Below are 16,557 nucleotides of genomic sequence, written 5' to 3' on the forward strand. Positions count from 1 at the left end.
GGGTTGCGCCGCCACTACCGGGATTCTGTGCCGGCCCCGTCGCCGGCGCGGTCAGGGGGGGCGGCACAGGACAGCGGTGGAGAATCCCCCGCAGTTCTGGCCCTGGATCGAACCGGATGGCGAAATCCCTGCGCCGCATCGCCCTGATCGTGGCCGTGGCCACAGGCCTGAGCAAAGTGGCGGGGCTGGTGAGGCAGCAGGTCATCGCCGCAGCCTTCGGCGTGGGGGCCGCCTACGACGCCTACAACTACGCCTATGTGTTGCCCGGCTTCCTGCTGATCCTGCTGGGGGGCATCAACGGGCCTTTTCACAGCGCCATGGTGAGCGTGCTGGCGCGTCGGCCCCGCCAGGAGGGCGCCCACGTGCTGGCGGCGATGAACACCCTGGTGGGCGTCGGACTGCTGGGGGTGACCCTGATTCTGGTGATCGCGGCCAATCCTTTGATCGACCTCGTCGGGCCGGGCCTGGAGGCCACCCGCCACGACATCGCCGTGCAGCAGCTGCGCTGGATGGCGCCGATGGCCCTGTTCGCCGGTCTGATCGGCCTTGGCTTCGGCGCCCTGAACGCCGCCGATGAATTCTGGCTGCCGGCGGTGAGTCCGCTGCTCTCCAGCGTGGCCGTGATCGGTGGCATCGGCCTGCTCTGGTGGCAGCTGGGGGCGGCGATCACCCTGCCGGCCACGGCCCTGATCGGCGGCATCGTGCTGGCGGGCAGCACCACGCTGGGGGCGGTGTTGCAGTGGCTGATTCAGCTGCCTGCCCTGGCCCGCCAGGGCCTGGGCCATTTCCGCCTGGTGTGGGACTGGCGCGATCCGGGCGTCCGCGAGGTGCTGCAGGTGATGGGGCCGGCGACGCTCTCCTCGGGAATGCTGCAGATCAATGTGTTCACCGATCTGTTCTTCGCCTCCGGGATCGTGGGGGCTGCAGCGGGTCTGGGGTACGCCAACCTGCTGGTGCAGACGCCCCTAGGCCTGCTCTCCAACGCCCTGCTGGTGCCGCTGCTGCCGGTGTTCGCCCGGCTCACCGCTCCCGCTGATCGGCCTGAGCTGATCGCCCGCATCCGCCAGGGGCTGATGCTCTCCAACGCCAGCATGCTGCCGATGGGGGCGCTGATGGTGGCCCTGGCCGGGCCGATCGTGGCGTTGATCTACGAGCGTGGCGCCTTCGATGCCGGCGCCGCCGCCCTGGTGGGTGGACTCCTGATGGCCTACGGCGTGGGCATGCCGGCCTATCTGGCCCGCGATGTGCTGGTGCGGGTGTTCTATGCCCTGGGCGACGGCACCACGCCGTTCCGCTTCTCGATGGCTGGCATCGGTCTGAATGTGGCGTTCGACTGGTTGCTGGTGGGCGGGCCCAGCCCCTGGGGGCTGCAGCTGCCGGCCTTGAACTTCGGTGCGCCGGGCCTGGTGCTTGCCACAGTGGCGGTGAATCTGATCACCTGTGCCGGCCTGTTGCTGGCCCTGCAGGCGCGGCTGGGGGCAATGCCGCTGCGCCTCTGGGGCCGCGACACCCTGCTGCTGCTGCTGGCGGCCCTGGCTGCTGCACTGGTGGCCTGGGCCCTGTCGGTGTGGGTGGCCTGGCCGGCGGGCCTGCTGGGGCGCCTCCTCCAGACCAGCCTCAGCGCCGGCCTGGGGCTGGCGATCTATGGACTCGCTGCCAGTGCCGCCGGGGTGCCGGAGGCGCGCCAGATGCAGCGGCAATTGCTGGCACGCCTGCCCGGCGGGGGCCGTTAAGCGTTCGCTGAAAAAAAAACGCCAGCTCCGCGCCTGACTCTGGTCAGGGATTACTTGCGACGAATCGGGCCGGAAGTCTGGGCGTCGGAATCAAGCCAACGGCTCTCATTCCTGATCTTTGGATCGCCTTGAATCGTGAAGGTGATGAAGCCGGTTTTGAACACCAGGGCCCCATCAGTGAGCTTGCTGGCCACAGGCTTGCCGTTGACAACCACCTGATTCTTGTTGTCGATTTGGATGGCGGCGACAGTCTGTCCAGTTCCGCTGTTCTTGGCGACCCAGCGACCGGCGTAGGTCGATGCTGTGGCAGCCGGTGCCGTTCCGAAGCCCGCTTTGGCGTTTTCGGCCTTGGTCTTGTTGATGTCGCAACCCTGCATTTCTGTGACCTGGGTGCAGCCTGATTGTTCGAGCTTCTTCGCATAGGCCGGGTCCATCGCATGGGAGGCAAGCGGAAGCAGAACGGCTATGGCGGCGACGCTGCAGGCGACACAATGGTTTGTGCGGTTCATTCGGAGCTTCTGCGCGTTGCGCGACACAATGTTGTGACCGGAGGCGTTGAGCGCCGCGGGCACGATTGCCATTCTGACGGACCGAATTGTTAGTCTGCTATGGCTACTGCTGTCAGTCGGCAGCCACGGCTCCGGCAACAGCCTTCAAGATCCCGACGCCATGGATCTGCTCGTGCCGCTGTTCGTCGGCAAGCCCCAGACCATTCTGCTGGTGGCCGTGGTCTTCATCGCGGTTGATCTTGCCCTGCGGTTCCGCTGGCCCGGTCTTGCCCGCCATCCTGGCGCGCTGCGGATCGGGGCCATCGCCTGGGGGGTTTATGCCGGCTGGGAATGGCTGGTGCAACTGAGAACGCCGGAGGCGAACATCAGGGTCGATCTCCTGCTGATCTGGCCCGCGTTGATGATCCTCTCGGCCTGGGCGCTCCTGCGCACATTGCGAGCGTGAGCGCCGCCGCCTTTCGGATCTGCTGTTCCGCGCAGTGCTTCTTCTCTCGCTGGGTGGAATGGGTCTTCTGGGACTGGACAGCTATCGCTTCCACACGGTGCCCGAGCACAGGCAGGTGCAGCGGATGACGATCATCCTGGTGCCGATGCTGCAATCGACCCTTGCGATCGCGATCGGTCTGATGCTGCAGGCCAGTCGGATCGTGTGACACTGACTGAAGCTCCTGGCCCACATACCGCATGATCCGCTCCGCACTCGCCGCGCTGGCCGTCGTCGTCAGCACCACCCCGGCCTTGGCCGACTCGACAGTGGCGTATTGCGAGATGGTTCGCGACAACGGCGAGATGCTCAAAGGACGCTGTATCTGGTCTCAGATGCAGGGCAATGTCTACATCAACGATTTCAATCATTATGCCTTTGCCTTTCCTGCCGCTGAGCAGGGCAAGACCTATGAACGCACCAACCGTGAGGGTGCAGGTCCCTCCTTCAAGCGCCCTGGCTACGTGATCAATGTGTACTGGGACAAGCCGGCCCGTGAGCCTGGCGGTTTCTGAGGGGGTCTCCAGTTCCCCGGCTTCGGTGGTGCATGAGGGCGGTTTCAGCTGGGAGAGGCGGCCTGTTTGTAGGGCTGTTGGCAGGGTGTTGGTCCGGACGTCCCAAGGATCCCTGGGGCTGATCACCGCACGAGCAGTGTGATCACGCTTGCCGCACAACGCCTCTTGCGTAAACGCTTGGCCCTCATTCTGGATCCGGCAGTCGCACCTGCCGCTCCTCGCGTACGTGCAGGGGGATCTCGAGGCGGGAGCGCCCCACCATCTGGGGCCCGTCGATCGAGAAGATGCGCGCCTCGATGCCGAATTCCTTGAAGGCGCTCTCCAGTTCCTGGATCAGCACCTTCTCCACCTGGGCCTCGGCATCCACCACCTTGCCGATCAGGCGGCTTCCGAGGCGGCCGATGCGCTGCCGCACCACGTCGCGGGCGTTGGTGACCTCAATGACCAGCACGTCCCGTCCGCAGGAGCGGCAACCCTATCGGCCTCGGCTGGATCAGCCAAACTCCTGCAGCACGTCTTCCAGGTCGCGCAGCTGGCCGGGGGGGATCAGGCGGGCCAGGGGCAGGCGGGTGCTGCCGCCGCCGATCGGTACCTGCACGGCCTCCAGGGCCTGACGGGCACAGACGCCGGGTCCCTGCTCCAGCCGGGCCACGCATTCGATCGCCAGGGTCTCGGCCAGGCCCGCATCGCCCAGATAGAGGTGCCAGCCGGCCACCTGCAGGTAGAGCCGATCGGCCAGGGCCTCAGTCAGCTGTCGGATCGTGGCGGCGTCCATGCCCATGGCGGTGTCCGGAATCGGTGGGGGGATCTGAAGCAGGTGGAGCAGCAGCCGGGTCCGCTCAGGCCGGATCCTGGCGGGGCGGGCGCAGGGCGATCACCACGCCGCCGTGCACCAGCAGCATGGCTCCCCAGGTGAGGGTCACCAGGTCGAGGTGGCTGAAGGGATGGCGCAGCTCCTGCAGGAACCAGAGGCCGCTGTTCACCGCCGCGAACACGGCGCCGTGCAGGGTGAGATTCACGATCCGCTCGAAATGGCGGTAGGTGGGGTCACCCGGGTCGGCGGGGCCGTACCAGCGGATCGGCATGGGTCTGGGGGAGGGCGAGGTTCCGCCGCGGCGGGTCGGAACGGGATGGCCCGATTCTGGGGGGGCGCCCTTGCACTCCGCTCCGGCGCCGCGGCGGGGCCCAGGTTGGGGGCGGCTGCTGGAGGCGGTTGGTTGGAGGCGGTTGGTTGAAGGCGGTTGGTTGAAGGCGGTTGGTTGACGGAGGGGCCCCCCGTGCGGTCAAAATGCCTGCACACGCGCTTGTAGCTCAGCGGATTAGAGCATCTGACTACGGATCAGAGGGTCGGGAGTTCGAATCTCTCCAGGCGCGCTTCTTCACCGTCCCAAAAGGGCGGTTTTTTTTTGGCCGGCCTCCGCGCCTGGCTTGGTGAGGGTCTGTCGCGCCAGGACTGCCGCTGCAGGTTTGTGACGGCAGACGAACCCCTCCGTTTCATTACGATGAGCAACCCCCGCATCCGGCCCATGGCGGACACCTCGGCAGCGCTCAACCAGCCCCTGGTCGCCGGGGATCCGGCCGTGGCGGCCCTGATCGGCAAGGAGCTCCAGCGCCAGCAGACCCATCTGGAGCTGATCGCTTCGGAGAACTTCGCCTCCCGCGCTGTGATGGAGGCCCAGGGCTCGGTGCTCACCAACAAGTACGCCGAGGGGCTGCCCCATAAGCGCTACTACGGCGGCTGCGAGCACGTCGACGCGATCGAGGAGCTGGCGATCGAGCGGGCCAAGCAACTGTTCGGTGCCGCCTGGGCCAACGTGCAGCCCCACAGCGGCGCCCAGGCCAATTTCGCTGTCTTCCTGGCCCTGCTCCAGCCCGGCGACACGATCCTGGGTATGGACCTGAGCCATGGCGGCCACCTCACCCACGGCTCGCCGGTGAATGTGAGTGGCAAATGGTTCAAGGCGGTGCACTACGGCGTGGATCCCGAGACCCAGCAGCTCAACTACGACACGATCCGCACCCTGGCGCTGCAGCACCGGCCGAAACTGATCGTCTGCGGCTACTCCGCCTACCCCCGCACGATCGACTTCGCCGCCTTCCGCGCCATCGCCGATGAGGTGGGTGCCTGGCTGCTGGCGGATATGGCCCACATCGCCGGGCTGGTGGCGGCCGGCGTGCATCCCAGCCCGGTGCCCCATTGCCATGTGGTCACCACCACCACCCACAAGACCCTGCGCGGTCCGCGGGGCGGCCTGATCCTCACGGGCGATGCCGAATTCGGCCGCCAGTTCGACAAGGCCGTGTTCCCCGGCAGCCAGGGCGGCCCGCTGGAGCATGTGATCGCTGCCAAGGCGGTGGCCTTCGGTGAGGCGCTGCAGCCCGAGTTCACCGCCTACAGCAAGCAGGTGATCGCCAATGCCCAGGCCCTGGCGGAGCGCGTCCTCGAACGTGGCATCGATGTGGTGAGCGGCGGCACCGACAACCATCTGGTCCTGCTGGACCTGCGCAGTATCGGCATGACCGGCAAGGTGGCCGATCTGCTGGTCAGTGACGTGCACATCACAGCCAACAAGAACACCGTGCCCTTCGACCCCCAGTCCCCCTTCGTGACCAGTGGCCTGCGGCTCGGCACCGCCGCCTGCACCACCCGAGGCTTCGATCAGGAGGCCTTCCGGGAGGTGGCTGATGTGATCGCTGATCGTCTGCTCAGTCCGGAGGATGGCGCCATCGAGCAGCGCTGCCGCGACCGGGTGGCCGCGCTCTGCGATCGCTTCCCCCTCTACGCTTCCGAGCGTCAGCTGCAGCACGCCTGAGCAGGCTCTGAGTCCATAAGGTGGCCCGCGAAGGCCCGCTCCTGGCACCCCCACCGGCCCCGTTGCTGTGACCCTCGCCTACAGCCCCAACGCGGCGGCCCTGCTCACCTTCTTCGCCGCGTCGGTGCTCACGGCTCTGATCGTGCCGGTGGTGCGGCGTCTGGGTCTGCGCTGGGGGCTCACCGATCAGCCTGATCCCCGCAAGCAGCACACCACGCCGATGGTGCGCCTCGGCGGCATCGGCATCGTGGCTGGCTTCAGCCTCGGGCTCATGCTCACCTGGGCCTTCGGTGGCTTCGCCGAGTTGCCCGTCAGCAAGGACACGGCGATCTGGACCACCCTGGCCGGCTCGCTCTGCTTCTTCGTGATCGGCCTGGCGGACGATCTCTTCGCTCTGCCGCCCCTGCCGCGTCTGGTCGGTCAGGTGGCCGTGGCCACGGTGGTCTGGGGTGAAGGGGTGCGGATCGGCACGATCGAGCTGCCCTTTTCCTTCGGCGATGCCCTGGCGCCGGTGCTGGTGCTGCCCGAACCGCTGAGCCTTTTGGCCACCGTGATCTGGCTGGTGGGGATCACCAATGCGATCAACTGGCTGGATGGCCTCGACGGCCTGGCCGCCGGGGTGAGTGGCATCGCCGCCGTGGGCCTGCTCTCGGTCAGCTTCAGCCTGCATCAGCCGGCGGCGGGCCTGCTGGCTGCGGCCCTGGCGGGGGCCTGCCTGGGCTTTCTGCGCCACAACTTCAACCCCGCCCGCATCTTCATGGGCGATGGCGGCTCCTACTTCCTCGGTTTCGCCCTGGCGGCGATCAGCATCGTGGGCCCGGCCAAGGGCCTCACCAGCGTCAGCCTGCTGCTGCCTCTGCTGATCCTGTCCCTGCCGCTGGCCGACATGTCGGCCGTGATCATGGGACGCCTGAGCGAGGGGCATTCGCCCTTCTATCCCGATCGTCGCCATCTGCACCACCGCCTGCTCAGGGCCGGCTTCAGCCATCGCCGCACCGTGGTGCTGATCTATGCGTTCACCCAGTGGCTGGCTTCCCTGGCCCTGGTGCTGGCCAATGCCGAACTGCGCTTCCTCTGGCTGGCCCTGGCCACCGCGATCCTGATCGGGGTGGTGGTGGCCAGCCGCCGCCTGCAGGAGGAACCGTGGGATGGGGCGGAGCCGGGCGAGCCCTCCTCTCTCCCCGAACGTCCTTCCCATGGCCAGCGCTGAGGTTCTCTGCGTCGGGACCGAGCTGCTGCTCGGCAACATCACCAACGGCAATGCCCGCTGGCTGGCCGAAGCCCTGGCCGGCCTGGGAATCCCCCACTTCCGCCAGGGGGTGGTGGGTGACAACAGCGAGCGCCTGATCGCTGCCGTGCAGGAGGCGGCGGGTCGCTGCCGGTTGTTGATCACCACCGGAGGTCTCGGTCCCACCCCCGACGACCTCACCACCGCCGCGATCGCCGCCGCCTTCGGAGCACCGCTGATGGAGCATCCCGAGGTCTGGGATGACATCCAGGCCAAAGTGGCCGCCCGTGGTCGGCCCCTGTCGGACAGCCTGCGACGCCAGGCCCTGCTGCCCGAGGGGGCAGCTGTGCTGCCCAATCCCACCGGCACTGCGCCGGGGATGATCTGGACCCCCGATCCGGCCGGGCTGCCGTTCCCCGTACAGCCGGGTTTCACGCTGCTCACCTTCCCGGGTGTGCCAAGCGAGCTCCACGCGATGTGGCAGCAGACCGCCGTTCCCTGGTTGCGGCAGGAGGGCCTGGCCGCCGGGGTGTTCGCCAGCCGGCTGCTGCGCTTCTGGGGGATCGGTGAATCCACGCTGGCCGAGCAGGTGCACGACCTGCTGGCCCTGGAGAACCCCACGGTGGCCCCCTACGCCGGCACCGGTGAGGTGAAGCTGCGGATCACGGCCTGCGCTGCCACGGCCAGCGAAGCCGAAGCCCTGCTGGCGCCGGTGGAGGCGGAGTTGCGTCAACGCACCAGCACCCTGTGCTATGGCGCCGACAGCGACAGCCTCGCCTCGGTGGTGCTGGCTCTGCTCCGCAGCCGCGGCGAGACCCTGGCCGTGGCTGAATCCTGTACAGGCGGCGGGATCGGCGCGGCCCTGGCGGCGGTGCCGGGGGCGTCTGAGGCCTTCCTGGGTGGGGTGATCGCCTACGCCAATCGCGTCAAGCAGGACCTGCTCACGGTGCCCGCCGCCACGCTGGAGGGTGATGGGGCGGTGAGCGATCCGGTGGCGATCGCCATGGCCGAGGGGGTGCGCCGCATCACCGGGGCCACCTGGGCCATTGCCGTGAGCGGCATCGCCGGTCCGGGCGGCGGCAGCGTCGACAAGCCCGTGGGCCTGGTCCACATCGCCGTGGCCGGACCGGATGGCAGCAGCAGCGAGGGGGTGCGGTTCGGCGCCAGCCGCGGCCGCGGCTGGATCCAGGCGCTCACCGCCGGCGAGGCCCTGAATCGTCTGCGGCTGCGGCTGGAGCTGCCCGGGGATAGAGCCAGCGCTTCAGCAGGCGCGTGAGCCGGGGCATGACGCCGTAGGTGAGCAGCAGCACGGTGAGGCCGCTGGTGATCAGCAGGGCCAGCCAGGCCGGCAGGGGATGGAGCAGCGGGGCCAGCACCTGGCTCAGCAGGCGGATCAAGGTGTACACGGCCACCCAGGTGACCAGGGCCATCTTGTGGCGCGACGGTGGTGGCAGCACCTCCCCCGGCAGCGAGAACCAGGCCTCCAGCCCCGAGATGTGTCGGACCTGGGGATCGCTCGCCACCAGCGGCTCGGCCCGCTCGATCCAGCGCCGGCGCGCCTCGGAGGTCATCCAGGCGCGGAAGTGGTCGTCGGTGTCGAAGCGGAAGATCACCACGTACTCCGGCCGCACCCCGGGCTGGGGCCGGATGACGTGGGTTCCCATGTGGCCAGTCCAGGCGCTGCTCTCGCGGATGATCCCGCTGATCCAGGCCTCGTAGTCGTTCTCCCGACCGGGCCGCACCCGCTGGGCGATCACGGTGGTGATGGGGTCCTGCGGCTGCACCGGCAGGCGGCTCCGATGACCAGTTGAATGGCGGCACCGTACCGCGACAGACTGGGCCGCAACTGCTCTGCGAGCCCTTGGAGCGTTGATGGACAGTCCTTCGCCGCGCTGGGTCCGCTGGCGGCATGGATGGGCCCCCTGGGCCCTGCTGCTGCTGTTGCTGCTGCTGGTGGCGCTGATTCTGCTGACGCTGCAGGGTGAGGCCCAGGTGCCGCTCGGGCCGGAGGGCCGCAGCCACATCCAGCGGCTGGCCCAGGTCCGCCGCTACCGGCATTTCGATCTGATCGGCACCGCTGCCTTTGCCCTCGCCGGTTTTCTGCGGGCACTGCAACGTCGCTACGACCTCTGGGGCACCTTTGTGCTCACGCTCCTGCCGGCCGTGGGCGGTGGCGTGATCCGGGATCTGCTGATCGGCGGTGATCGCCTGCCGCTGGGTCTCTTCCGTGAGCCCGTCTATCTCGTGATCGTGCTGATGGTGCTGCTGCTGGGCACCGTTCTGTCCAACCTGATCAGCCCCAGCCGGCTGGCGTCGCCGGTCTGGGGTGCGGTCTTCACGGTGTGCGACAGCATCGGCCTGGCCACCTTTGCCGTGATCGGCACCCGGGTGGCATTGCTGGCCCAGCTCGACTGGTGGTGGCTGCCCCTGTCGGCGGCCCTCACCTGTTCTGGCGGCGGGGTGATCATGGATGTGGTGAGTGGCCGCGAACCGCGCAGCTTCCAGGGTGAGCCCTACGAAGAGCTGGCGATCCTCGGCAGCCTTGTGCTGATCCTGCTCTGGTCCTTCGCCGGCCGCTTCGAGCCGCTCACCTGGCCGATCACCGCGGCGATGGGATGCACCTGGTGGCTGGTGTTCCTGTTGCGGTTGCTGGTGGTGCGCTTCGGCTGGCGTTCCTGGCGCCTGGGGCCGGCCCGCTGATCTCGCACCCGCCCGTCTTAGGCTGGACTTTCGATGGAAACAGGCACACCCTTGAGCGCCGGCACCCTCTACGACAAGGTCTGGACCCTGCACCAGGTCGCCGAGCTGCCCGGTGGTTCCACCCAGCTGTTCATCGGTCTGCATCTGATTCATGAGGTGACCAGCCCGCAGGCCTTCGCCGCCTTGCGGGATCTCGGTCTGGGCGTGCGCCATCCGGAGCGCACCGTTGCCACGGTGGATCACATCGTGCCCACCACCTCCCAGGCGCGGCCCTTCGCCGATCCGCTGGCCGAGGAGATGCTCGCCACGCTCGAGCGCAACTGCGCCGAGCACGGCATCACCCTGCACGGCCTCGGCAGCGGCCGCCAGGGGATCGTGCACGTGATCGCTCCGGAGCTGGGTCTCACCCAGCCCGGCATGACCGTCGCCTGCGGCGACTCCCACACCTCCACCCACGGCGCCTTCGGGGCGATCGCCTTCGGGATCGGCACCAGCCAGGTGCGCGATGTGCTGGCCAGCCAGAGCCTGGCGATGGGCAAGCTCAAGGTGCGCCGGATCTGGGTGGACGGAGCCCTGCAGAACGGTGTGTATGCCAAGGATCTGGTGCTCCACATCATCCGCAGCCTCGGCGTCAAGGGCGGCGTGGGCTACGCCTATGAATTCGCCGGTCCGGCGATCGCGGCGCTCTCGATGGAGGAGCGCATGACCCTCTGCAACATGGCGATCGAGGGCGGTGCCCGCTGCGGCTACGTCAACCCCGACGCCACCACCTTCGCCTACCTCCAGGGCCGTCCCTGCGCCCCGAGCGGCGAGGCCTGGGATCGGGCCGTGGCCTGGTGGAGCTCCCTGGCCAGCGGCCCTGATGCCGTCTTCGACGACGAGGTGCGCTTCGATGCCACCAGCATCGCCCCCACGGTCACCTGGGGGATCACGCCGGGCCAGGGCATCGGCGTGGATGAAGCGGTGCCCACCCTGGAGCAGACCGAACCCGACGAACGCCCCCTGGCGCAGGAGGCCTATCGCTACATGGACCTTACCCCCGGCGCCCCGATCGCGGGCCTGCCGGTGGATGTGTGCTTCATCGGCAGCTGCACCAACGGTCGTCTCAGTGATCTGCAGGCTGCCGCCGCGGTGGCGAAGGGACGCCACGTGGCCCCCGGCATCAAGGCCTTCGTGGTGCCCGGCTCCGAGCAGGTGGCCGCCGCAGCCGAGGCCGAGGGCCTCGATCGGGTGTTCCGCGAGGCTGGCTTCGAGTGGCGCGAGCCCGGCTGCTCGATGTGCCTGGCCATGAACCCCGACCGGCTGGAGGGCCGCCAGATCAGCGCCAGCTCCAGTAACCGCAACTTCAAGGGGCGCCAGGGCTCGGCCTCCGGGCGCACCCTGCTGATGAGCCCGGCGATGGTGGCCGCTGCCGCCATCAGCGGCCAGGTGAGCGATGTGCGCACCCTGCTGGACACGGCCGGCACCAAGGCGCCGGATCGGGCACCGGTTCCGGCGGCCGCGGGCTGAGGTGATCCGGCCGGAGTGCTGCCGCGCCGGCCCGCTCCAGCCGCCTCCCCTGCTGCCGCTGGCCGTTCTCCTGTCCCTGCCGCTGCCCCTGCGCCGCACCGTTCCGCCTTCCCCTGTCCCCAGGCCTCTGGCGGGCACCCTTGTTCCGTCCTGTTCCGCTTTCGCTCGCTTCGCCTGCCGCCATGACCAGCATCAGTGCCCCCTTCCCCTTCGGAGCGATCGCCTCGGTGGTCGGCACCGCCGTGGCGGTGCGCGGCGACGACATCGACACCGACCGGATCATCCCGGCCCGCTTCCTCAAGTGCGTCACCTTCGAGGGCCTGGGGGAGCAGGCCTTCGCGGACGACCGCGCCGAGCTCAAGGGTGCCCATCCCTTCGATCGCCCCGAGCACCAGGGGGCCACGGTGCTGGTGGTGAACCGCAACTTCGGTTGTGGCTCCAGCCGTGAACATGCTCCCCAGTCGCTGATGCGCTGGGGGATCCGGGCCGTGATCGGTGAGAGCTTCGCCGAAATCTTCTACGGCAACTGCCTGGCCCTGGGGATTCCCTGCCTCAGCGTCAGCCACGCCGATGCCCTGGCTCTGCAGGCCGCGATCGAGGCCGATCCAGCCGCGAGCGTCGTGGTGGACCTCGACACCCTGAGGGTCAGCCTGAACGCAGCTGCCGACTCCGCTGCGGTGATCTCGGAAGGCGCTTCCTGGCCCCTCACCCTGGCCGATGGACCCCGCCGCATGCTGCTCAGCGGCCAGTGGGATGCCACCTCCCAGCTGCTCGCCCACGATGACCAGCTGCGGGCCACCGCAGCCCGGCTCCCTTATCTCACGTCCTTCTCGGCGGCCTGAGCCGCCCCTGGTTCCGCGAGACGTCTCTGCATCCCGAGCCGTTGATGCTCAGTGGGCCGGTGGTGTTCAGGCGATCAGCAGCTCAGGCGATCAGCAGCTGATAGGCGGCATGAATCCGCTGGAAGGACGCGGCGTTGCCGCCCCGATCGGGGTGATGGGTCTTCACGAGCCGGCGGTGGGCCTGCTTCACCGCTTCGCGGCTGGCACCCCACCTCAGCCCCAGCAGATCCAGGGCCTCAGCCCTCTGCCGATCCATGCCGACCCGGTTCTCCGCCGGTGGCCTGTGCGTCTGTCTCTGCTCTTCCTGGTGCCGCTGTTGCTTCTGCTTGGTCTGCGTTTGCTGCTGCCGCGCGTTCTGTTTCTGCCTTCGCGTCTGTTCCTGTTTGTCCTCCTGCCGCTGCCTCTGCGTGTGCTGCTGCGCTTGCTGCTCTGTGCGCGCGGCGGCCTCCAATCTGGTGATCCGATCCAGGAGGTCGTCCACCACCCGCATCGGGGCTTCGTTGAGCCACTCCGGCGCGCGCACGCTGTAAAGCGCGAAGGCAGCCTTCACCGCCAGTCGGGCCTTGCTCTGGGGCCCGCGCAGGGCCTGGCGCAGCTCGGTGCCGAGCCCTGGCGAGCGGCGATTGAGCTCCTGCTCCAGATCGGCGCGGGGAGCCTGCCCGTGGCGGCGACGCTCCTCGATCAGGCCCCTCAGGCCGCTGAACACCAGGGTGTCGGGCTGGCGCAGAGAGGTCCCGACGCGCAGCGCGCTCCAGCGGGGATGGTCTGCCATGGCCTCGCCCCAGCGCCGCACCTGCTCCACCGTGATGCGGGGTGATGGGCCGGTGGTCTCCTCCGGGCGGGATGGCTTCACGCCGGAGCGGAATCCCCGGGTCTGGAGCTGGGCGAGCTGCTGGCGTAGCTGCAGCACCTCCTGCCGCAGGGCCTCGTTCTCGGCCAGCAGGGAGTCGATATTGCAGGTGACCTGACGGCCCGGAGATGGTGTGCGGGCCCAGCTGCGTGGATCGAAGCCCATGGGTCAGGGTTCGTGGGGGCGGTGCAGACGGGATTCGAGCAGTGCGGACGGGCTCAGAAGGGTCTGCGCGGAATGGCCTGGGCTGGATGGAAGGGCACGAAGGGTGTGCCGGGGCCCTTGAAATTGAAGTCGTTCAGCTTCACCCGGATGCCGCCCAGCTGTTCGTAGGGGCTGTAGAACACGCCGATCTCATAGGCCCGCCGCTGCCAGCGCAGTTCCACGTAGGAACCGGTGACATCGCCGTAGAACTCGGAGTTTGGGTCCACGTTGAGGCCGATGCCGCCACTGAGCACCAGCGGACCCACCAGCTGCTGGGTGAGGCCCACGCCCAGGGTGCCCAGGTCCACGGCCCGATCGAAGCTCAGGGGGCTCACCCCCTCCCGCAGGGTGCCGCCGCCGGTGATCGAGAACACGGTGTAATCGAGGAAGGGCTTGCTGAAGTGCCCCAGGGTGAACGTGGGGCCGCCGGAGAGGGACAGGGTGTTCTGGTTGGTGCCGTCGCCGAAGTAGGCCACCGTGCCCGTCAGGTTGGCGTTCAGCCGCACGCCCGGCACCACGGGCGTGGCGGAGTAGGGGTTGGCCTGACCCTCCAGCGGGCCGGGCGGAAGGGCCTGGCCGGTCCAGAGGGGCAGGCTGGCGTTGATGGCCACGATGGCGTTGCCGCGCCAGAGATCCAGCAGGTTGCTGCTCTGGAAGGCATTGGCCTGGTAGCGGCCCACGCCGAAGCGCCAGAAGTAGTTGCCGCTCAACTGTCCCCAGGCGGGCAGCTTGCCCTTGTCCTCCAGGGAGATGCCGTAGGCGCTGTAGATGTCCTGCTCGCCGAGGGAGCCGTTCCAGACGCGGTAGCGGTAGGCGCCGAACAGCCGCAGGGTTCCTTTCCCCACCAGCGGCAGGTCAAGCTTGCGGCTCAGGTCCCCCCAGCTGCGGGTGCCGTCGGGGATGTTCTCCGGGTTGAAGGTGGACATGTCGAGGTTGGCGTTCACCCCGAAGCCGAGCAGCTTGCTTTCGAGCTGGGCCTCGAGGCCGAACATGTCGGCGCCGGTGATCCCCTGCTCCTGGGGGGAGGCGCCGGCTGGCTCACCGGGCAGGGGATAGCTGTCGGTGCGGCCTTCGATCGCCCGCTGCACCAGGAACTGGGGCTGAAGTGTCAGGGTGGTGTCCGTGCCGATCTCCAGCGGCCGGATCTTGTAGCCGATGAAGAAGCCGTCGCGATCCTCGCCGTCGTTGCCGAGTACCCAGCGGTTCTGCACCTCCTCCTGCTTCTGGATCCGGGTCTCGCGGGTCACCGGGATCGGCAGCCGGTCTTCCAGGATCAGCCGGTTGCGGCCCGCGCGGATCAGGGTGTCGCCGTTCGGCTGCAGCGTGGCCACCACCTGCTCGGAATCCAGCCAGTTCTGGGCCGGCGTGTAGGGGTCGTTGGTGAAGGAGGCCCGGTCGGCCCGCAGTTCGCCGGGGGCCAGGCGCACCTGCTTGGCCTGGAAGCGCCAGCGCGTGATCGTGCCGGTCACCAGCTGGCGGTTGCTGCGTGCGTTGAGATCCTGAAGCTGCGGAGGACGGACGGCGCCGAAGTCGTTGCTCAGCTGGGTCGTGCCCTCGCTGTCGGTGTCGCCGAAGGAGCGGCGCCGCTGCGCCGTGAAGCTCTGCTGGAACTGCACCTCGCTGACGCGCTGATCGATCCCGGCGATCACCTGGCGCCGCTCTGCCTCCCGTTGCCGTGCCTCCTGCCAGACATTGGCCGGCGCCTTTCGGCGCACAGGCGTGGAGGGAGGGCCTTCGGGCTCGCTGGTGCCCACATCCTTGACCTGGGTGGGGCCCATGGCCACGTCTTCCAGGCTTTCGGCCAGGCTGGGCGATTGATCGCCAGTGGGTGGAGCGCTGCCCGGGCAGCCCAGGGAGGGCGGCATCGGCACATCCAGCCGGGCGAACTGGCGGGAGGGATCCCGCTGGCCGAAGCGATAGCGGAAGCCCAGCAGGTAGGCGTTGCTGCCCTCCTTGACGCCGCTGTAGGTGCCGTAGGCGCCGGAGCGGTGATGGATCCGCCCCACCACCGACCATTGGGGATGGACGAGGGCCTCTGCCTCGAAGGCGAGGTAGTTGAGGAACTGGGCGAAGTTCTCGCGGAAGGTCTTCTCGTAGTTGCTGACGCTGGTGTTGAAGCTCACCCCTTCCACGAAGTAGAGGTTCAGCCAGGGCCGCAGCCAGAAGCGCAGGCCGATGCCGGCTGTGATCTCGCCGAAGCTCTGGGAGGGCGTATCGGCGAAGGGCACGGCCTGGTTGAAGCCGCCGCCGGGCTGCTGGGCGGCGCGGTGGCCCATCAGGTTGGTGTCCAGCTCGAGGGCCAGCGGGCCGCCATCCAGGAGGCGCCGCTGCAGCCCCAGGCCCATCAGGTACTCGGGCCGCCAGTTGCCCTGAAAGACAAAGGTGTCGCCGAAGTTGGCATCCACCATCTGGCCGCCCCAGGCGGTCACGGCCCAGGGGTAGGGATGCCAGTCCGGCAGCGGCGGCATCTGGGGCGTGCAGCTCACCGGCTCCGGCGGTGGCAAGGGTGCAGCCGGCGCCGTTTCCAGGTCGAGATCCTGCTGGGTGCTGTCGAGATCGAGAACGCCGTAGACGTCCTCCAGATCGCCGACCAGCTCCAGCAGGTTGTATCGCAGCCGGCTGGCCTGCAGATACTGCTGTCCTCGCTGGAAGCGAACGCTGCCGATCGCGTAGAGAGTGCGGCCGTCGATGTCGTATTCGATCCGATCGGCGAGCACCCGTCCTCCGGCGATCAGGGCGCTGGCGTTGCCGATCGCCACGAAGCGGTTCAGACGGGAGTCGTAACCCTGTTCATTGGCGCTTACCTGCAGCTCGAGGGGAGGCTCCTGTTCGGCACCGGCGGGGCCGTCGATGCGAGCGGGTCTGGGGGCGGCCGCGTCGGGAGGCGCACCGATTGCCTGGGCGGCGGGAGCCAGGGAGGCGGCAGGATCCCGTGCGGCAGAGGACTCTTCGGGATCGCCAGGCAGGCCGGTGGTGGATGGTTCGGAGGACTGCCCAACCGGTGCGGCCGGAAGTGCCAGAGGCTCGGCGGGCAGCCGCGGGCTCGCTGCTGGTTCAGCGGCCAGGGCGGCGGGCAGGCCGGCACTCAGCCACAGAACCACCGCACCGCTGGCGCCACGGGCCCATTGCACTGGCCGGGGGGTGGGCGCCACTGGGTGATGCGAAACGGG

17 protein-coding genes and 1 tRNA gene are annotated in these 16,557 nt (G+C 68.6%); 11 read left to right on the forward strand and 7 right to left on the reverse strand.

Annotated elements, in window-relative coordinates; genetic code table 11:
- The first annotated feature begins 116 nt into the window (after positions 1-116).
- Complete coding sequence (murJ, locus tag H8F24_RS07605) at positions 117-1,733, forward strand: murein biosynthesis integral membrane protein MurJ (protein WP_197171629.1); 1,617 nt, start codon at positions 117-119, stop codon at positions 1,731-1,733.
- Positions 1,734-1,783: 50 nt separating this feature from the next.
- On the opposite strand, the gene H8F24_RS07610 is transcribed toward murJ, so the two are convergent.
- Entirely contained in the window at positions 1,784-2,305 is a 522-nt protein-coding gene (locus H8F24_RS07610; protein WP_197171631.1) for a hypothetical protein, read from the reverse strand.
- On the opposite strand from H8F24_RS07610, the gene H8F24_RS07615 reads away from it, so the two are divergent.
- Genes H8F24_RS07615 through H8F24_RS07625 form a run of 3 tightly spaced genes read left to right on the forward strand, consistent with a single transcriptional unit; the run spans position 2,289 to position 3,241 of the window.
- On the forward strand, positions 2,289-2,687 hold the full coding sequence (locus H8F24_RS07615; protein ID WP_197171633.1) for a hypothetical protein: 399 nt from the start codon (positions 2,289-2,291) through the stop codon (positions 2,685-2,687). The genes H8F24_RS07610 and H8F24_RS07615 overlap by 17 nt on opposite strands.
- A 58-nt stretch (positions 2,688-2,745) precedes the next feature.
- Positions 2,746-2,895: a hypothetical protein gene (locus tag H8F24_RS07620; RefSeq protein WP_197171635.1), complete on the forward strand. Its 150-nt coding sequence runs from the start codon at positions 2,746-2,748 to the stop codon at positions 2,893-2,895.
- 31 nt (positions 2,896-2,926) lie between these two features.
- Positions 2,927-3,241 carry a hypothetical protein gene (locus H8F24_RS07625; protein ID WP_197171637.1) on the forward strand — a complete coding sequence of 105 codons (315 nt, stop codon included), beginning with the start codon at positions 2,927-2,929 and terminating at the stop codon, positions 3,239-3,241.
- 184 nt (positions 3,242-3,425) lie between these two features.
- Here H8F24_RS07625 and H8F24_RS07630 read toward each other — a convergent pair whose 3' ends face one another.
- The 3 genes from H8F24_RS07630 to H8F24_RS07640 are packed head-to-tail and all read right to left on the reverse strand — an operon-like array spanning position 3,426 to position 4,326.
- Positions 3,426-3,692: a cytochrome-c oxidase gene (locus tag H8F24_RS07630; protein ID WP_197157348.1), complete on the reverse strand. Its 267-nt coding sequence runs from the start codon at positions 3,690-3,692 to the stop codon at positions 3,426-3,428.
- 42 nt (positions 3,693-3,734) lie between these two features.
- A complete protein-coding gene (locus tag H8F24_RS07635; protein ID WP_197157346.1) occupies positions 3,735-4,022 on the reverse strand; it encodes a DUF3181 family protein in 288 nt (95 codons plus the stop codon).
- 58 nt (positions 4,023-4,080) lie between these two features.
- Positions 4,081-4,326, reverse strand: a complete 246-nt coding sequence (locus H8F24_RS07640; protein WP_197157344.1) for a hypothetical protein — start codon at positions 4,324-4,326, stop codon at positions 4,081-4,083.
- A 215-nt stretch (positions 4,327-4,541) separates the two neighbouring features.
- Here H8F24_RS07640 and H8F24_RS07645 point away from each other — a divergent pair.
- The 4 genes from H8F24_RS07645 to H8F24_RS07660 all read left to right on the forward strand — a co-directional run bounded on the left by H8F24_RS07645 (position 4,542) and on the right by H8F24_RS07660 (position 8,558).
- Positions 4,542-4,615 (forward strand) — tRNA-Arg (locus tag H8F24_RS07645).
- Positions 4,616-4,767: 152 nt separating this feature from the next.
- Positions 4,768-6,054 (forward strand): serine hydroxymethyltransferase, encoded by a 1,287-nt coding sequence (gene glyA, locus H8F24_RS07650; protein ID WP_197158934.1) that lies wholly within the window; start codon positions 4,768-4,770, stop codon positions 6,052-6,054.
- Between the two features lie 67 nt (positions 6,055-6,121).
- Complete coding sequence (locus tag H8F24_RS07655; protein ID WP_197157342.1) at positions 6,122-7,264, forward strand: MraY family glycosyltransferase; 1,143 nt, start codon at positions 6,122-6,124, stop codon at positions 7,262-7,264.
- Positions 7,251-8,558: a competence/damage-inducible protein A gene (locus tag H8F24_RS07660; protein ID WP_197171638.1), complete on the forward strand. Its 1,308-nt coding sequence runs from the start codon at positions 7,251-7,253 to the stop codon at positions 8,556-8,558. Before H8F24_RS07655 ends, H8F24_RS07660 begins: the two co-directional genes overlap by 14 nt.
- Here the strand turns inward: H8F24_RS07660 and H8F24_RS07665 are convergent.
- Positions 8,476-9,066, reverse strand: a complete 591-nt coding sequence (locus H8F24_RS07665; protein ID WP_197157338.1) for an antibiotic biosynthesis monooxygenase — start codon at positions 9,064-9,066, stop codon at positions 8,476-8,478. The genes H8F24_RS07660 and H8F24_RS07665 overlap by 83 nt on opposite strands.
- 88 nt (positions 9,067-9,154) lie before the next feature.
- On the opposite strand from H8F24_RS07665, the gene H8F24_RS07670 reads away from it, so the two are divergent.
- The 3 genes from H8F24_RS07670 to H8F24_RS07680 all read left to right on the forward strand — a co-directional run bounded on the left by H8F24_RS07670 (position 9,155) and on the right by H8F24_RS07680 (position 12,333).
- Positions 9,155-9,982 carry a trimeric intracellular cation channel family protein gene (locus tag H8F24_RS07670; protein ID WP_197157336.1) on the forward strand — a complete coding sequence of 276 codons (828 nt, stop codon included), beginning with the start codon at positions 9,155-9,157 and terminating at the stop codon, positions 9,980-9,982.
- A gap of 51 nt (positions 9,983-10,033) precedes the next feature.
- Positions 10,034-11,491 carry a 3-isopropylmalate dehydratase large subunit gene (leuC, locus tag H8F24_RS07675; protein ID WP_197157334.1) on the forward strand — a complete coding sequence of 486 codons (1,458 nt, stop codon included), beginning with the start codon at positions 10,034-10,036 and terminating at the stop codon, positions 11,489-11,491.
- A 182-nt stretch (positions 11,492-11,673) separates the two neighbouring features.
- Positions 11,674-12,333, forward strand: coding sequence for a 3-isopropylmalate dehydratase small subunit 2 (locus H8F24_RS07680; protein WP_197171640.1), 660 nt, complete (start codon positions 11,674-11,676; stop codon positions 12,331-12,333).
- 82 nt (positions 12,334-12,415) lie between these two features.
- Here H8F24_RS07680 and H8F24_RS07685 read toward each other — a convergent pair whose 3' ends face one another.
- Together H8F24_RS07685 and H8F24_RS07690 are read right to left on the reverse strand one after the other, a co-directional pair.
- Complete coding sequence (locus H8F24_RS07685) at positions 12,416-13,348, reverse strand: J domain-containing protein (RefSeq protein WP_197157330.1); 933 nt, start codon at positions 13,346-13,348, stop codon at positions 12,416-12,418.
- Positions 13,349-13,401: 53 nt separating this feature from the next.
- Positions 13,402-16,539 carry a DUF3769 domain-containing protein gene (locus tag H8F24_RS07690; RefSeq protein ID WP_231598176.1) on the reverse strand — a complete coding sequence of 1,046 codons (3,138 nt, stop codon included), beginning with the start codon at positions 16,537-16,539 and terminating at the stop codon, positions 13,402-13,404.
- Positions 16,540-16,557 lie beyond the last annotated feature (18 nt).

Origin of the sequence: Synechococcus sp. CBW1002 (assembly GCF_015840915.1) — a bacterium.
Lineage (GTDB): Bacteria > Cyanobacteriota > Cyanobacteriia > PCC-6307 > Cyanobiaceae > CBW1002.

Bases quoted from the DNA above. Each gene is read 5' to 3' on its own strand.
- murJ (WP_197171629.1), top strand. From the start codon at position 117: ATGGCGAAATCCCTGCGCCGCATCGCCCTGATCGTGGCCGTGGCCACA.
- H8F24_RS07620 (WP_197171635.1), top strand. From the start codon at position 2,746: ATGGGTCTTCTGGGACTGGACAGCTATCGCTTCCACACGGTGCCCGAG.
- H8F24_RS07625 (WP_197171637.1), top strand. From the start codon at position 2,927: ATGATCCGCTCCGCACTCGCCGCGCTGGCCGTCGTCGTCAGCACCACC.
- H8F24_RS07635 (WP_197157346.1), bottom strand. From the start codon at position 4,022: ATGGGCATGGACGCCGCCACGATCCGACAGCTGACTGAGGCCCTGGCC.
- H8F24_RS07640 (WP_197157344.1), bottom strand. From the start codon at position 4,326: ATGCCGATCCGCTGGTACGGCCCCGCCGACCCGGGTGACCCCACCTAC.
- glyA (WP_197158934.1), top strand. From the start codon at position 4,768: ATGGCGGACACCTCGGCAGCGCTCAACCAGCCCCTGGTCGCCGGGGAT.
- H8F24_RS07660 (WP_197171638.1), top strand. From the start codon at position 7,251: ATGGCCAGCGCTGAGGTTCTCTGCGTCGGGACCGAGCTGCTGCTCGGC.
- H8F24_RS07670 (WP_197157336.1), top strand. From the start codon at position 9,155: ATGGACAGTCCTTCGCCGCGCTGGGTCCGCTGGCGGCATGGATGGGCC.
- H8F24_RS07680 (WP_197171640.1), top strand. From the start codon at position 11,674: ATGACCAGCATCAGTGCCCCCTTCCCCTTCGGAGCGATCGCCTCGGTG.
- H8F24_RS07685 (WP_197157330.1), bottom strand. From the start codon at position 13,348: ATGGGCTTCGATCCACGCAGCTGGGCCCGCACACCATCTCCGGGCCGT.